The organism is Parabacteroides sp. CH2-D42-20, assembly GCF_003670185.1.
GTDB classification, from domain to species: Bacteria; Bacteroidota; Bacteroidia; order Bacteroidales; family Tannerellaceae; genus Parabacteroides; species Parabacteroides distasonis.
On record NZ_RAYG01000035.1, the window covers coordinates 16,385 to 31,412 of the forward strand.

General features: G+C 45.5%; 16 protein-coding genes. 9 read left to right on the forward strand and 7 right to left on the reverse strand.

The window, feature by feature from the left end:
- From neuC to D7V92_RS18575, 7 genes are read right to left on the reverse strand one after another with little or no spacing between them, the layout of a single operon-like run.
- Entirely contained in the window at positions 1-1,155 is a 1,155-nt protein-coding gene (neuC, locus tag D7V92_RS18545; RefSeq protein WP_121773488.1) for a UDP-N-acetylglucosamine 2-epimerase, read from the reverse strand.
- Complete coding sequence (gene neuB / locus D7V92_RS18550) at positions 1,152-2,159, reverse strand: N-acetylneuraminate synthase (RefSeq protein WP_121773489.1); 1,008 nt, start codon at positions 2,157-2,159, stop codon at positions 1,152-1,154. Before neuB ends, neuC begins: the two co-directional genes overlap by 4 nt.
- 4 nt (positions 2,160-2,163) lie before the next feature.
- Positions 2,164-2,787, reverse strand: coding sequence for a transferase (locus tag D7V92_RS18555; RefSeq protein WP_121773490.1), 624 nt, complete (start codon positions 2,785-2,787; stop codon positions 2,164-2,166).
- Positions 2,778-3,635, reverse strand: coding sequence for a methionyl-tRNA formyltransferase (locus D7V92_RS18560; protein WP_121773491.1), 858 nt, complete (start codon positions 3,633-3,635; stop codon positions 2,778-2,780). The genes D7V92_RS18555 and D7V92_RS18560 overlap by 10 nt, the downstream gene beginning before the upstream one ends.
- On the reverse strand, positions 3,632-4,279 hold the full coding sequence (locus D7V92_RS18565) for a PIG-L deacetylase family protein (RefSeq protein ID WP_121773492.1): 648 nt from the start codon (positions 4,277-4,279) through the stop codon (positions 3,632-3,634). Before D7V92_RS18565 ends, D7V92_RS18560 begins: the two co-directional genes overlap by 4 nt.
- Positions 4,280-4,308: 29 nt before the next feature.
- Positions 4,309-5,457 carry a LegC family aminotransferase gene (locus tag D7V92_RS18570; RefSeq protein ID WP_121773493.1) on the reverse strand — a complete coding sequence of 383 codons (1,149 nt, stop codon included), beginning with the start codon at positions 5,455-5,457 and terminating at the stop codon, positions 4,309-4,311.
- Positions 5,458-5,468: 11 nt separating this feature from the next.
- Entirely contained in the window at positions 5,469-6,677 is a 1,209-nt protein-coding gene (locus tag D7V92_RS18575) for a UDP-N-acetylglucosamine 4,6-dehydratase (RefSeq protein ID WP_121773494.1), read from the reverse strand.
- A 531-nt stretch (positions 6,678-7,208) separates the two neighbouring features.
- Between D7V92_RS18575 and D7V92_RS18580 the strand changes: the two genes are divergently transcribed.
- The 9 genes from D7V92_RS18580 (at position 7,209) to D7V92_RS18620 (ending at position 14,918) form a co-directional block, all read left to right on the forward strand.
- Positions 7,209-7,808 (forward strand): TetR/AcrR family transcriptional regulator, encoded by a 600-nt coding sequence (locus D7V92_RS18580; protein ID WP_121773495.1) that lies wholly within the window; start codon positions 7,209-7,211, stop codon positions 7,806-7,808.
- A gap of 273 nt (positions 7,809-8,081) precedes the next feature.
- A complete protein-coding gene (locus D7V92_RS18585; protein WP_121773496.1) occupies positions 8,082-8,855 on the forward strand; it encodes a hypothetical protein in 774 nt (257 codons plus the stop codon).
- A 10-nt stretch (positions 8,856-8,865) separates the two neighbouring features.
- Entirely contained in the window at positions 8,866-9,381 is a 516-nt protein-coding gene (locus D7V92_RS18590) for a DUF6714 family protein (protein ID WP_147441530.1), read from the forward strand.
- Positions 9,382-9,384: 3 nt separating this feature from the next.
- Positions 9,385-10,056: a hypothetical protein gene (locus tag D7V92_RS18595; RefSeq protein ID WP_233572878.1), complete on the forward strand. Its 672-nt coding sequence runs from the start codon at positions 9,385-9,387 to the stop codon at positions 10,054-10,056.
- 60 nt (positions 10,057-10,116) lie between these two features.
- Entirely contained in the window at positions 10,117-10,995 is an 879-nt protein-coding gene (locus D7V92_RS18600) for a helix-turn-helix transcriptional regulator (RefSeq protein WP_121773498.1), read from the forward strand.
- A 114-nt stretch (positions 10,996-11,109) separates the two neighbouring features.
- Positions 11,110-11,931 carry an RteC domain-containing protein gene (locus tag D7V92_RS18605; protein ID WP_121773499.1) on the forward strand — a complete coding sequence of 274 codons (822 nt, stop codon included), beginning with the start codon at positions 11,110-11,112 and terminating at the stop codon, positions 11,929-11,931.
- 234 nt (positions 11,932-12,165) lie between these two features.
- Complete coding sequence (locus D7V92_RS18610) at positions 12,166-12,576, forward strand: helix-turn-helix domain-containing protein (protein ID WP_121773500.1); 411 nt, start codon at positions 12,166-12,168, stop codon at positions 12,574-12,576.
- Positions 12,539-14,641, forward strand: a complete 2,103-nt coding sequence (locus tag D7V92_RS18615; RefSeq protein ID WP_121773501.1) for a bifunctional DNA primase/helicase — start codon at positions 12,539-12,541, stop codon at positions 14,639-14,641. Before D7V92_RS18610 ends, D7V92_RS18615 begins: the two co-directional genes overlap by 38 nt.
- Positions 14,616-14,918, forward strand: coding sequence for a helix-turn-helix domain-containing protein (locus tag D7V92_RS18620; protein WP_121773502.1), 303 nt, complete (start codon positions 14,616-14,618; stop codon positions 14,916-14,918). Before D7V92_RS18615 ends, D7V92_RS18620 begins: the two co-directional genes overlap by 26 nt.
- The last annotated feature ends 110 nt before the right edge of the window (positions 14,919-15,028 follow it).

Below are 15,028 nucleotides of genomic sequence, written 5' to 3' on the forward strand. Positions count from 1 at the left end.
TCACTTTAAGTTATAAAATGATTTCTGAACAAGTCCTTCGAGAGGATAAGTCTTTAGGACATGAAGTATGTCTGCCGTAGTATCCTTACCTTCATAGGGGTTATGTGTTTCATTAATATTGAATGTCGGTGAAAGGATTTTACGCAGTCCGGAAAGGATTTCCTCTTTCCCTGTTCCGCTATTCACCACGCTATCCGCCGCAAGACGTCCTCTCTGACGATCTCCTATGTTCAAGGTCGGAATACCAAACGAAGGCACTTCGATGATTCCGCTGGAAGAATTGCCCGCTACCCCCTTCACATATTGGAGCGCTGAAAGATAACGCCTCAGACCAAGGGACGGATAAGCGACCGCACGTTCCGAATGCTTCGCCACATATTCATTTATCAGCCTTATGATGACACGACCGTCGGTATCGGAATTCGGGAGAGTGAAAATAACCTTATAATCAAGCAATTCATCAAGAGCCGAAAGAAGATTCCGAATCTGCTCAGCCGCTGTCGCATTTTCAAGTGTTACGGGATGATAGGTCACAAGAAGGGACTTGTCACCGAATGTAAATCCAGCAAGCGTCGCTTCCAATTCCTCCTTGTTCATCAATGGCACTTTCTTGATATTCTCTATTCCAAGTGCTCCCACATTGAACACCCGGTCTGGATGTTCCCCCAATTGAATTACCCGCCTGCGATACTCTTCCGTACTGGTAAAATGAAGATGAGACATCTTCGTGATAGCATGACGTATACAATCGTCGTATGCGCCCTCTGTTATCTCCCCTCCATGAAGATGCGCCACTGGAATCTTATAGAAGAGGGCGGTAGAAACTGCCGGGACAATCTCATAACGATCACCAAGAACCACAATCATGTCAGGTCTTAGATCTTCATACGCATCAGCAAAACCAATGAATCCCAGTCCCACGGACTTAGCGGTGGCATTGGCGGTATCGGAAGAGAGAAGCATCACGACTTTCTTGCTGATAGAAAAGCCATCCGACTCAATCTCTTTATAAGTCAGGCCAAATTCGGGAGACAGGTGCATGTTGGTAGCGATAATCTGGAGCTCTAGTTCCGGGTCATCCTGAATAGCATGTATCAATCCCGATAGCAGACCGTATTCCGCTCTGCTTCCTGTTACCACACAAATTTTCCTCATATTTCTATCAATTCATCCTCGTTATAGTCACGGTGGGCAATCGCACCAACAACCTCATCCCATCGCATGGGACTGACACCTGTACCTGGGCGCTTGACCGTGAGGTTTTCTTCCGAGAGAATCTCGCCTTTTTTAATGGGGTACGCAGCAACAATGCTCTTACGAGCAATGACAATATTTTTACTTTCAGACTCCGTTATCTTCTTTTCCCCATCACCCATAGCTCGCTCTATATTTCGAATAGCCAAAACCATCGCTTTCAACTTATCGGGTTCAAGCGACGCTTTGTGATCCGGCCCGGGTAGATTACGATCCAAGGTGAAATGCTTCTCTATCACCTCTGCGCCAAGAGCGACCGCAGCGATAGGCACTTCAATACCTCTTGTATGGTCGGAATAGCCCACTTTAACACCAAGCTCTTCCTTTATAGTGAGCATCGCACGAAGATTTACATCCTCGAAAGGGGTAGGATATTCGGTGTTGCAGTGAAGTACGATGATCTGTTCTTTCTGCACACCAAACTTTGTAAGTACATTGATAGCCGTCTCTATCTCTCCCGTAGTACTCATACCTGTAGAGAGAATAACAGGCTGATGAAAACCCGCTATCTTCTTCAAGTATGGATAGTTTGTGATCTCACCCGAGGGAATCTTCCAAAGTCCCAGATGAAGGGATGCCAAGAAATCCACACTATCAAAATCGAAAGCGGTAGAGAAGAACCCTACACCCTTCTGCATACAATATTCGATCAATTCAAAATGCTGTTCGGATGAAAATTCCAACTTCTTAAGCATGGCGTATTGAGAATTGTCGTTATCGTCCATATTCCGTTGCTGATATTCAGCTTTCACAGCATATTTTGTTACAAGGTTTTCCGCTTTAAAGGTCTGAAACTTCACATAATCCACACCCGCATCGGCAGCGACATCAATAAGTCCTTTGGCCATATCAATAGAGCCGTTGTGGTTAACTCCAGCTTCGGCAATGATAAGAGTATGATTCATTATTTTATCTTATTTTTCTACAAGGATTTCCCAAATAGACTCCTGGCTCAACAATACTACGGACAACAACACTCCCCATACCAATCGTCACATTTTCCGTTATTTCAATTCCATCACGTATAATAACGCCAGCTCCCACCAATACATTATCACCTATGCAAGTATCGCCACAGACAATGGCTCCAGGACCAACAAAGACATTATTACCTAAGATACAACCATGCTCTATCACTGCTTTAGTATTAATAACACTATTTTGTGCCAATATGGCTCCATTGACAATAGCGCCTTCCATAAGAGCACATCCCCCCGCTATTTTTGAGGAAGAAGTAACCAATGCACTACGAGCAATCATGGTATAAGACTCATATCCTTCATATTGCTGAATAATTCGACTACGAAGAGATAAATTTACATCATTAGTATAAACAACAGCGTGATGGACTCTATATTCTTCTGGGGAGAAATTAGACAAAACAAACTCATCGTTTCCTAAATAAGGTAAAATCAACTTCTTTGACTCTATATTGTCAACATATCCAGCTATCTCTATAGATGTGTCCATTGCTTCCAATACTGATAAAGCATGACCACCTCCACCTATTATGATGAGTTTTTTCATTTCCATTCATATTCTGTTAAACGTAAATAAGCATCACGTGTTTTTACAATCAAAGTGTTGTCGTAACATTGAGCCACTATCGTTCCAGGTTTTGTATCAACAGGAAAAGGGAATGAAGATATAATTTCTGATTTCCATACTAACATCGTTTTATCTTCAAATTTGGTAGTTGCACCTGGATAAGGATGCGAAATGGCACGTATCTTATTATATATCTCAACACTATTACGATCCCATTTTATAATCGAGTCATCAGCACTGCGTAAACGGCGAAAACTACCCACTGATAGATCTTGCTTCACTCCTTTCAAAAAACCTTTTCGCAAAAGAGGAAAATAAGCCCGGATGAGATTTAGACTCGCCGCATCTACCTTATCCAATATATCATTTATATAATCATTTGAAGCTATTGCGATAGACTCTTGCGCCAAAATATCTCCCCCATCGGGATAATCTGAATATTTAAACATAGTGAGAGAAGTTTCTGTATATCCATCCTCTATCTGCCAAGCAAGTACCGAACGACCACGATCGAACGGAAGTTTAGCAGGATGGAAACCGATAACCCCCATTCGAGGGATCGAGAGTATCTCATTAGGTATAAGTTCAGACCAACCTGCTACAATAATTAAATCCGGAGCCAACTCTTTGATAACATCAATATAACCCTTAACGGTATTTTTCTTCATGAATTTTGAGCCATCGCCTAATATGGTGTGACGAGCTCCTTTATATGTATCTGAGTAGGTAATAACCAAAGGTATATTAACATATCTGTTTTTATTTAGATAATCATAAATGATCTTACCATTACTCAATCCTCCTATAAAGATTACCGAAAGTTGATCTTTCATCTTACAATTGTTTTAATAGACATAAAAGCTTCAGCATATTCTGCATTGATCAAAGTTCCACGATATCGGTTAAGAGCCTCTATGGCACTCTGGTTACGAGTCATAGGATAAGGTAGCAGTTCAGATCCAAACATCTTTAATATCTCAACCTTCCTTGTAAACTCCTCAGAGATATCAATAAAATAGTTTGGAACAAATGTGTTTTCATTAAGAATAGGTGCAAAATCTGTTTCAGAGATCACTTCACACATAAGTATCTGCTCAATAAATGGATAGCGGAAATTTTTCGAACAAGCCATGATTGCGCTAAAGACAGCTCGATGGTCTGAATGAGCATCTGAACGATTGGGAATATACAACACTTGAGCTTGAACGGTCAATACTATCTTAGATAAAGCTTCTATCAGTTCATTCAGCATTTCATGTAAATGCAGTTCTTTAAAGCCCAAGGTAATTATGCTGGTAAAACCATACAATGTATTGATATAATCTATCAATTGACTCTGATAGATATTTCCACCTGTAATGAAAACACAGTGAACCTCATCTCCTTGCCCCAAATGTTTCAAAATGCTCCCTCCACATCCTAATGTCTCATCATCGGGATGTACTGAAATAACCAGTACTTTCTTTTTTTCTTTCATATTTATATAATTCTACTGGAAATTCTTTTTCACAATCTTACACTACTCGGTATATTCACCACCCGATCCGCAAACCAGATGGTATTCCTTAATCCGTCATTCTCACATTTCTCAAACATCGGTAAACGACTCATCAATTCCCAAATGGGACGTGTCATAACACCATGGTCATTGGTATATTCCAGAAACTCGTATTGCGCCTCTTTATCTTTCAGGATGACCGCATTTAACCAATAATTGGAATGACTATCCTCCGGCTCCTCAAAGAAATCAACATCACTTATATTCTTGAAGAAATCCACATACTCTTGGGCTACTTTCCGCTTACTGGCCACAAACTCATCCAAATGCTCCAACTGGGCGCAACCCAAAGCCGCATTGATATTCGGCATACGATAGTTATAACCGATATGATCATGGCGGAACTCCCAGCGGTGAGGGACCTTCGCCTGAGTCGTGATGTGCTTAGCCAGCTCACCCAGCTCCTCATCTTGGAACAACATCATCCCTCCACCTCCAGTCGTAATGGTCTTGTTCCCGTTGAAACTAATGGCCCCAACCTTTCCGAATGTACCTGTATGCCTCCCTTTATAAAGGCTTCCGATACTTTCCGCCGCATCTTCCACCAACTCTATATGCCACTCTTGGCAAGCATCCACCAGCTCATCCAGCTTGACTGGATGTCCGAAAGTATGCATGGGGACACACGCTTTCACACGCCTGCCCGTTCGTTTGTTATGACAAACACCATTCCTCACCTCAGCATTCTTCCCTAACCAAACCCGCAACGCTTGCGGAGAAAGCCCCATCGTCTCCCGATCCACGTCAATAAAAACAGGGTGTGCGCCGATATAGCCAAGCGCATTGCAAGTGGCCACGAAGGTCAATGCTTGGGTAAGCACCTCGTCATCCCGCTCAACCCCGACAAGGAGCAACGACATATGAAGGGCATTGGTGCCCGACACACATACGACAGCTTTATTCGCCCCCGTATAACGGGCCATCTCATCCTCGAAACGGTCCACAAATTTGCCTACGCTTGAGACAAACGTCGTGTCAATACATTCTTCCAAGTACTTTTTCTCGTTACCGATAAACTTCGGCACACTCAAGGGAACGAACTCTGAGTTGTCATATAGTTCGTGGATAAACTCCACGACTCTCGCATAATCAACCATATCTTGATTCCTTACATTTTTTGATCCAGATTCTTTCCTTTCTCCTCATGCTCGAAGTTGGGGATGAAGCGTCGGATAGCCTCCACCACCTCCTCTTTCGTGAAAGAGGGACTCGCGAAGATCGCTTCCAACTCCACGAAAAAAGCATCGATCTCCTCCAACGGGCGTTTGCTCACCTCCTCAATCACTCCCAAACTGTTAAAACGTTCCATGTTCAACTTCTCTCCGGATACATAGAATTCCTCATAATCCTTCTCACCAGTAGTGTCACTATTGAAATAAACGACCGGATATATCTTACTGCCCTCTAGCATCTCCGATGCGAATCTCTTGGCCTCCTCATCAGTGGCGCATTCTTTTTTCTCATAACCCAATGTCTCAAGAAAACGGTCGCAGATAGACGAGAATGTCATCATCTTTTCCTCTCCAAGCTTCGGGAAAAATATCTCACCGTTACGCCCTAGTATACAGGCAAGCATACAGATCTGCCCGCTCTCCTCCGGAGAGACGAAATAACGGCGTACGTCACGGGGAGCGGCCAAGGGTTGGCGTTTCATGATCCGATCAACAAAGCCATCCAGTAACGAGCCATTGGAAAAAGCCACATTAGCGAAACGAGCCGTGGTAACCTTAAACTTGGCGGCATAGGCCATGATCATATCCTCCATGATACGCTTGCTTGCCCCCATGATATTGACAGGGTTAGCCGCCTTGTCCGTGGAGACACAGAAGAAGTGTCTTGGCGGGTATTCAGCCAGCAAATCAAGCAATCCCTTTGCTTTTATGACATTATTCTCTATCAATGCCTGTACGGAATACTTGTCCTTCTCGCTGCGGACATGCTTATGAGCGGAGAAATTCGCCACGATATCAAAACCCTCTTCCTCCCGGAAAATACGCTCGAAAATAGGATCGGCAAAGTTCAAAGTATAGGTACGGTATTCCTTGGGGATATACATACCATGAGTAGAACGAAGGTCACGGGTCAGTTCCACGAGACCATTCTCACTTAAATCCACCACGACCAACTTAGAGGGCTTAAAGGGAAGGACTGCCCGGATATAGGAAGAACCTATAGAACCGGCTCCTCCTATCACCAAAAGACTCTTTTCCTCTATCTCTTGCTTGAGTTGTTCTTTATTTGCCTCAATATCCACGGCAAACATACTGCCGGAGCGAGAAGTTATACTCTCGCTCACGAAACGATCTATATTCAACATTGGTAAGTGCTCATCGCCAAGCTATTTCGTTTTTTAAAGTCTCATAGCCCGCTCCAAGTATTTTTTGATTAAAAACTACGGGAAAAGTTTAATTAACTGTTTGTCAAGACGTAAAGAGTAGAAAGTTAGGTAACAGGTAACGAATTAGTAACGGTACGGGGTTCTTTGCGTTTCTCCGCTCTGCTCTGATAACTTGGTACAAATGTACGAATTTGGACTGAAAACAGGAAATAATTAAGGGGATTTTTTGGTTTTGGGACAAAAGAATTATGAATGAGGGGGGATGGCTGGAAGCGGTGCAAAAACAGGGGTTGCGCCATGCATTTTTCGGGTAGTGTAAGTTGTTGATTTTCAGTGTGTATTTTACAGGTGCAAGGTGCACGTATATTTATATATATACGTGCACCTTGCACCTGCCCTATGTATTGGCTTTTAAAGGCGGTTAATTTGAGGTTTTTGGAGCAAGGAGATAGCTATTCGGAAGAAATGTATTATCTTCGTGGAAACCAAAGTAAATAATGAGCTACGCTGATGAAAACGAATAAGGCTGAAATATATAAAAATGCGTTTAGATTATTCTTGCAGGACAATTACGAGAAGGTGACGGTGGTAAAACTGGAGAAGGCTATCGGATTATCGTGCCGGGGCATCTATCACCATACAAAGGATAAGCAGGGGTTATTTAATGCTGTTGTGGATACGTATATATTGGAACCGCACAAGGTAGAAAACAAGTTCGTATATGCGGAAGATATTTCATTGCGGGATTTTCTGCAAGCGTATATCGAAGGAGTGGAAAAGACAATGGACTATCTAAGTAATGAGTTGGGGGTAGATAGAAAGGAATGTGCCAAATATTATTTTCAATTCTTGTTCCAAGCATACAAGTATTATCCGAACTTTACGGAGAAAATGGATGCTGTCTTTGAGAAAGATCGTTTGATGTGGCAAAAGGTGATCGAACGGGCAAAGGCTTCGGGGGAAATCAGAAAGGATGTTGAAACGGAAGAAATCATTGATATGTTCCGTATGACACATCTGGGAATGTCATACGTGCTGGCGTTCACCACGGGGCTTGACACGGTACGGCTGAAACGGCAATTCAAGGCGGTATATAAACTGCTGAAATGATTCATTGATAAACAAGAACTGAATATCTCCAGTATAATCTCTAATATGTGAAGCACCTTTCGAGGTGCTTTTTTTATATCTGTACGAAAATAAAATGAAGTAATTACTGTATTTTCTGAAACTTTGTGCTATATTTGGCAAAAGCGGACAAGAAAAGCTGTTGAAATATCCTTGTCATGAACGATTATCGAAAAAGAATGAATAGGAAGCGAAAAGGGATATGTGATGTGACGGGGTATCTTTGTCGCCATCGGAATATAAAATATATGAAACATGAAAATACTGATTATCGTTATGGGAATATTGAGTTTATTTTCTTCCTGTACTGGTAGAAAGGTGAAGCTGGCAGAGGAAGATAAGTCTGTTCAGAATAGGTATGAGGTGAAGGAAAATAAGTCTTGCCTTGATCATGATACGCTGCCTGCTGATACTGGCTGCTTCGACAAGGGTAATGATACTATTGAAGTGTATAATAAAAAACTTGATGTTGAAGCTTTTGATCGGTATTATAATGATTTTGATGATGGTTTTTCTTTTACAAGATTACCCAATGGTACTCTAAGAGAAAGAGGCAAATACATTTATTATGATACGGCATTTTATTATGTGATAGATTATCCTAAAGACTCTTATTTGTGCTATGAAAATGAATACTACGGGAATGGTAATATCAAATCGGAAAGAACTCGAATAATATTTGGTGATATGTATGTCGGTACTTCCCGTTATTATTCCATAAACGGAAAATTGAAGGAAGAAGTAAACGAGGACGAAGGTTATTCTTTCACTATTGGACAACTAATGCACCTTTTAAAAAAGAAAGGGATAAATATTCCCAAGGGGGCTAAATTGGTAAATGGATATATCGACACGCATTATCAAATACGTAAATATTTAGACCCTGAACAACCCGGATATGAGGTATGGTATTCATTAGACCCACAAAAAGATTCAATATTCGCAATGGCACAAGATTCAGTATTCGTAATCAGTGGAAAAGACGGTTCCATTATAGATGAATTTCGTTATATACTTGAATATAATTAAATACAAAAAGATGATTACACAGGAAATAAAAACAGCTTTTGGCGATATGCCCTATCCCGGTACGGAACGTATCGTGAACGACTTGCAGGGGTATGATTTGGAGCGGAAACAGATAAAGGAAGAGTTCAGCCGTTACGAAAACTGGCAGGATGTTCCCCGTGAATTGCTCCTGCAAGAACGGGATGCGTTGCCTTTGTTCGAGCCGCAGGGATTCAGGTTCTATCTTCCTGCGTATATGCTGTTTGCGGTAGAGGATTACGAAGGTGCGGACACGATACCCGAAAGCATTGTTCACTCGCAGACGTTGCCGGATGCCGGAACGGAGCTTTACGAGTTTGTACGGGAAAGGATGGTGCTGTTTGGTGAGGAACAGAGAAAGGCGATACTGAACTTTCTGGAATATCTGGAACTATCCCATGCGGAAGATTTTACGGAACTATGTACGGGCGGTTGGTGTTCGGTTACTCCACGCAGGGCAATTGAAAGCTGGGGTAAACTTGTTACTGGCGGAAAACAAAATATATGAACTATGAAAGAGATAATGATAACAGTTTTGCTTGCGGGCTTCGGGCTTGCTTGCAAAGCACAAGTTGATTCAATCATGATACAGCCATACGGAGAAATAGAGAGATACGATTTTGTATCTACCAAAAACGGAACGGAAGATGCCATAACTGAACGGGATGGATGGGTGATTGAAAAACGTAAATTCAGTAACGGGCGTGCTTGGTATAATGAATATGCACCAGCATCGGGGTTTTATATGATACAGAAGGATTTTCGTTCCAATGGAATGATTTGGAGAAGAACAAAATATTTAGGCTATGTTCGGTTTGGTATGTATGAAGAGTTCGATGAAGAGGGAAAACTGACCAAATTAATAGATGAAGATAAAAAGTTCGGAAAAATCAAACCGCAGGATATTATTGAGTTGTTGGAAAAAGAGGGATGGTTTAACCGAAAGACTGGAGAAAACAAAGTAACACGTAAAAGTATTCTTCCAACAAATGGAGAATTATATATGTGGGTTATGCCAAATATTGTAATTACATTTATGACTAAAGAGGAATCAAAAACCGGAAAATGCTTTTGGGGAATAACGGTAGAACCACGTAGCGAAGGGCAGAGAACAAACTATATAATTGACGGAGAAACCGGAGAGTTCACAAAGGAAGAAGAGTATATTATGCGTTACGAATAGATATACGGATATAGACAAATAAAATTATATGCGGTGAAATCTGTTAAACATGATACGGTAATGGAAACAACATCAACACTAAGCCAAACGTTGCTGCAAGCGGTGATGGCAGAGCCGGAGATTGCGGAGAAGGTGCAAGCTCTGGTGGAAACAATGGAAGGAATGATACGAAGCAAGCAGGATGCTGGGGAATTTGCCGGGCTGGAACAGCTTGCCGAGGACGGACGGGTAATGCGGTTCGTGGCAGATACGCTGAACAAGCTACCGGAAGCGGTGACGTACAGTGACAAGGGTTTCGAGGCGTATGTGATGCTGGCTGCCTTGTCACGGGAAGATGCGGCACTGCGGTATGTGTTCCGGTTATCGAGTTGGTATATCAACTACGGGTGCAACAAGGAACTGCTATACTTGTGCCGGGTGCTGCATATCTATCCCGAACGGGGGTATCTGAACGGGGTGTATAACCGACTGGCGCAGTATGTGCAGCAAATGAAGCGGAAACGTCCGCACTGTACCAAGAGCGAGGATTTGCCGAAAGGTGCTACGGAACTGGAAATACCTATTGCCTGTGTAAAGGTAAAGGAAATGACGGGTGAAGAGTTGTTGCAGGCAGAGGTGTATCTGGGAATGGTGAAGAATAAAAGGCTCGTGGAGAAGGTTACGAAGCACTGCATGAAGGCAAAGAATACGGGGCATCTGGCTGACCTTTGCGGGTACAGCCTAAGCACTTTCCGGCGGTTGTTCCGTGAAGAGTTCCGTACTACTCCCCATGAATGGCTGAAAGGACTGCGGAAAGACAAGGTGAAGAACCTGCTCACACAAACAGACTTACCGCTGCTGGAAGTGGCAGAGGTATGCGGGTTTGTGTCGCAATCGTACCTGACGGAGTTCTGCCAGATGAATTTCGGGGCAAGTCCGGGTGAAATACGGAAAAATTGATAACTTTTCTTGCAGTTGAGCGATTATCAAAAAAGAATGGACGGGAAACGAAAAAAGTAATATTCGGATTGCCAGTAACTTTGCAGCCGTTTTTAGAAACCTAAAAAGGATTGCATGGATAAATTTTTTGATTCGATGTTACAGGAGATTGACCGCCATACGGGGACGGTCAATTTGGAAGGGGAAAACATTATTCCGGGATGCCGTGAAATGATGAATTACCTGAAAGACAGAATGATTGAACTGAAAAACTTTGCGTTGTCCCGTGAGTTTAAGGACGACGCAGAGGAAATCCGATTTTTCAAGTACCAGAAGCCGCTGATACTCGGACGGCTGCTGTACTTCTACAAGCTATACCAGATCGAGAGCAACCGACCGCCAAGCTATGAACTTGCCACAGGTTATTACCAGTGTGAGATCGAGAAACTGAAAACGGTCTTTGAACGCAGCCTTTCCTTTTTCCAGTATTACCGCAGCGGGGCTACGTACCGGGACAACTTCTACTTCAAACGGGGACAAACGGAGATAAGCCCGGAAACGGATACGTTCATTTTCGAGCCGGAAGCGGAGTTATCCACCGGATATGACCGACTGGTCGCCCGGCTGATTGCGGTGGAACTGCTGTTAGCCTTCCTGACAAGGCGGATGCGTGAGCCTGCGGACGGCGAGCCGCTATCGGGAAAGAAACTGTACTGGACGGACAAGAAAGCGGCGGCGGTGGAACTGATATACGGCATCCATGCGGCGGGAAGCGTGGATAACGGGAAAGCGGACATTATCGACATCGTGACGGCATTTGAACGGACATTTCATATTGACCTCGGCGACGTGTACCACACGTTTATCGCCATGCGTAACCGGAAGAACAGCCGGACGGTGTATCTTGACCAAATGATCGAACAACTGCTCAAACGGATGGACGAAACGGATAGCTAACTTATTGAAAGCCAATGATGGGATTAGCAAGTTCGTAGCAAGCTGCTAAAAGCGACTTTATCGAACCCTAACCAGTGACAAGCGGCTTGCAGCCGCCGGAAGAACCGAAAGAAAAGGCTCTCCGGCGGCTTTTTTCGTGCCGGAAAAAATCTTTGGCAAGGTGGTACGGACGTGAAAAGAAAAACAATCGAATAGGCGGACATTTGCGACCATAAATCTAAAAATCAACAGATTATGGAAGTAATAACAATCGAAAGCAAAGCGTTTGCCGCCCTCGTGGAGAAGATTGACGGGATAGCGGCATACGTGGAAGAGTCCCGGCAAAGGGAACCGGACGGGCAACAGGGACAGGAAGAGAAGAACAGCCGGACGACGGGCAAGTGGATGACGGGCAGCGAGGTGTGCGAATATCTCGAAATCAGTCCCCGCACCTTGCAACGCTACCGCACGAACCGGATTATCTCCTTCTCCATCTGCGGGAAGAAAATCCGCTACCGCCGCACGGACGTGGAACAGTTCCGGGAACGGTGGATGCGGGAAACACCTGACAAGCAGATCGACCGGATGGTCGAAGCACACCCTTTGCATGAACGTAAATACAAGCTGTATGGTAAGAAAAGAGGAAATACTGGCAAGGACGAGTAACGGGCTGGACGTGTTCCGCCACTACCTGCCCGTGAAGTGGCGGGTAGGCAGGAATTTCCTGAACCCGCTGTACGAGGACAGCAAGGCTTCGTGCAACGTGTATTATGACCGCCGTAGCGGGACGTACAGGATGAAAGACTTCGGGAACGGGGACTTTTCGGGCGACTGTTTCTTTATCGTGGCGAAAATCAAGGGGCTGGACTGCAAGAACGCCGCCGACTTCGTGGAGATACTGGAAACGATAGACCGTGAGCTGTGTCTGGGTATCAGCGAGGATGTACCGCCGGAAACGGTACGGGAACGGCAGGCTGCCATGCGGGTTGTCCCGTTGGCGGAAGGAAACGGGATGAACGGTGACGGGACAGCAGAGCCGACCGGGACGGAAGAACGGGCAGCAGAGCCGGAACACAAGCCACGCCCGTACCGGACGGTGCAGCAGCCGTTCACGGAAAAGGAACTGGAGTATTGGGCTGGGTACGGGATAACGGAAGCGGTGCTGAACCGATACGGGGTGCAGTCGTTGAAGGAATACCGGAGCGAAACGAAAGACGGGAAAGCGTTCGGTTTCACGTCCACAACCATAGAACCGATATTTGGGTACGTGGGGAAATGGGGCGTGAAGGTGTACCGCCCGAAATCGGAAGTACGGTTCGTGTACGGCGGTCATACGGGAGATAACTATTGTTTCGGGCTGGAAGAGTTGCCGCCCAAAGGTGACACGCTGTTCCTGACGGGCGGGGAAAAGGACGTGCTGACGCTGGCGGCACACGGGTTCCATGCGATCTGTTTCAATTCGGAAACATCGGTGATACCTGCAAAGATCATCCGGAAGCTGGTGTACCGGTTCAAACATATCGTTCTGCTGTACGATGTGGATAAGACAGGGCTGGAAAGCTCCGAGAAACACCGACAGCAGCTAACGGAGTACGGGGTGAAACGGCTGGTGCTGCCGCTGACGGGTGAAAAGACGGACAAGGACGTGTCGGACTACTTCAAGGCGGGACGGACACGGGACGAGTTCGTGAAGCTATTCCTTAAAATGCTGGATAGCCTGTACGGTGACACGATGGCGGTATTGAAATCCTGCGAGATCGACTACGACCACCCGCCACAGCAGGCGGTCGCCATCGTGACCGCCGGGGACGTGCCTCTGGGTTCGGAAGAGAACATCCTCTGCATCACGGGCGGGGAAGGCACGGGAAAAAGCAACTATACGGCTGCGCTGGTCGCCGGGGCGATTCAGGAAAAGGAAACGGATGCGGACTTGCTGGGCGTTCGGGTAGAGCCGAACCGGAAAGGGCGTGCGGTGCTGCTCTACGATACGGAGCAGAGCGAGCAACAACTGTACAAGAACACGGGGCGGATGCTGCGGCGTGCCGGACGGGAGAAGATGCCGGAGTTCCTGCACGTGTATTGCCTGACGGGAATGTCACGGAGTGAGCGGCTGACCGCCATCATGCAGAGCATGGATAAGTACCATTACCTGCACGGGGGTATTCATCTGGTGGTGATCGACGGGGTGGCGGACTTGATACGCTGCGCCAATGACGAGGGGGAAAGCGTGGCGTTGATTGACGAGATTTACCGACTGGCGGGGATTTACCGCACGTGCATCGCCGCCGTGGTGCATTTTGTCCCGAACGGGTTGAAGTTAAGGGGGCACTTGGGTAGCGAGTTGCAGCGCAAGTCGGCGGCTATCCTCTCGATAGAGAAGGACGAGAACCCGGAAATCTCGGTCGTGAAGGCGTTGAAAGTACGTGACGGCAGCCCGCTGGATATTCCGATCATGCAGTTCCGCTGGGACAAACAGATGGGGATGCCCGTGTACGTGGGCGAAAAGCCCCGTGCGGAGAAGGAGAAGCGCAAGGAGAAGGAACTGGCGGAAATGGCACGGGAAGCGTTCACCCGGCAGGAGAAGTACGGTTATATCGAACTGTGCGAACTGATACAGGAGATGTTGGAAGTGAAAGAACGGACGGCAAAGGGATATATCCGTTATATGCGTGAGAAGGAAATCGTCGAAAAGGAAGGAGATTACTATGTACACGGACAGGGAAGAGTTTGAAGGCTGGATGCAGCGGATCATGCAGCGGTTCGACACGACCGAAAAGCTGCAGGAAAGGGTGCTGAAAAAGAACAGCCAACTGGACGGTGAAGAGGTGCTGGATAATCAGGACTTGTGCCTGCTGCTGAAAGTCGGCATACGGACGTTGCAACGCTACCGGGCTATGGGGCTGCTGCCCTACTTCACGATCAGCGGGAAGGTATTCTACCGGGCGAAAGATGTGCATGAGTTTATCCGCAACCGATTCGATGCAGTGGCGGAGAGAAAGCGTAAATGAAAAGTGAACGGTTGCCCTGCTTTGTCGTTAGATAAGGCGGGGCTATTCTTTTGTAGTTCGGCAGGTTTGCACTATATTTGCAACAGAAAATATGAAAGTTCATTGCCCGG

What these genes read in the sequence shown, in the direction of transcription:
- neuC (WP_121773488.1), bottom strand. Translation starts at nt 1,155, where the DNA reads ATGAGGAAAATTTGTGTGGTAACAGGAAGCAGAGCGGAATACGGTCTG.
- neuB (WP_121773489.1), bottom strand. Translation starts at nt 2,159, where the DNA reads ATGAATCATACTCTTATCATTGCCGAAGCTGGAGTTAACCACAACGGC.
- D7V92_RS18555 (WP_121773490.1), bottom strand. Translation starts at nt 2,787, where the DNA reads ATGGAAATGAAAAAACTCATCATAATAGGTGGAGGTGGTCATGCTTTA.
- D7V92_RS18560 (WP_121773491.1), bottom strand. Translation starts at nt 3,635, where the DNA reads ATGAAAGATCAACTTTCGGTAATCTTTATAGGAGGATTGAGTAATGGT.
- D7V92_RS18565 (WP_121773492.1), bottom strand. Translation starts at nt 4,279, where the DNA reads ATGAAAGAAAAAAAGAAAGTACTGGTTATTTCAGTACATCCCGATGAT.
- D7V92_RS18570 (WP_121773493.1), bottom strand. Translation starts at nt 5,457, where the DNA reads ATGGTTGATTATGCGAGAGTCGTGGAGTTTATCCACGAACTATATGAC.
- D7V92_RS18575 (WP_121773494.1), bottom strand. Translation starts at nt 6,677, where the DNA reads ATGTTGAATATAGATCGTTTCGTGAGCGAGAGTATAACTTCTCGCTCC.
- D7V92_RS18580 (WP_121773495.1), top strand. Translation starts at nt 7,209, where the DNA reads ATGAAAACGAATAAGGCTGAAATATATAAAAATGCGTTTAGATTATTC.
- D7V92_RS18585 (WP_121773496.1), top strand. Translation starts at nt 8,082, where the DNA reads ATGAAAATACTGATTATCGTTATGGGAATATTGAGTTTATTTTCTTCC.
- D7V92_RS18590 (WP_147441530.1), top strand. Translation starts at nt 8,866, where the DNA reads ATGATTACACAGGAAATAAAAACAGCTTTTGGCGATATGCCCTATCCC.
- D7V92_RS18595 (WP_233572878.1), top strand. Translation starts at nt 9,385, where the DNA reads ATGAAAGAGATAATGATAACAGTTTTGCTTGCGGGCTTCGGGCTTGCT.
- D7V92_RS18600 (WP_121773498.1), top strand. Translation starts at nt 10,117, where the DNA reads ATGGAAACAACATCAACACTAAGCCAAACGTTGCTGCAAGCGGTGATG.
- D7V92_RS18605 (WP_121773499.1), top strand. Translation starts at nt 11,110, where the DNA reads ATGGATAAATTTTTTGATTCGATGTTACAGGAGATTGACCGCCATACG.
- D7V92_RS18610 (WP_121773500.1), top strand. Translation starts at nt 12,166, where the DNA reads ATGGAAGTAATAACAATCGAAAGCAAAGCGTTTGCCGCCCTCGTGGAG.
- D7V92_RS18615 (WP_121773501.1), top strand. Translation starts at nt 12,539, where the DNA reads ATGGTAAGAAAAGAGGAAATACTGGCAAGGACGAGTAACGGGCTGGAC.
- D7V92_RS18620 (WP_121773502.1), top strand. Translation starts at nt 14,616, where the DNA reads ATGTACACGGACAGGGAAGAGTTTGAAGGCTGGATGCAGCGGATCATG.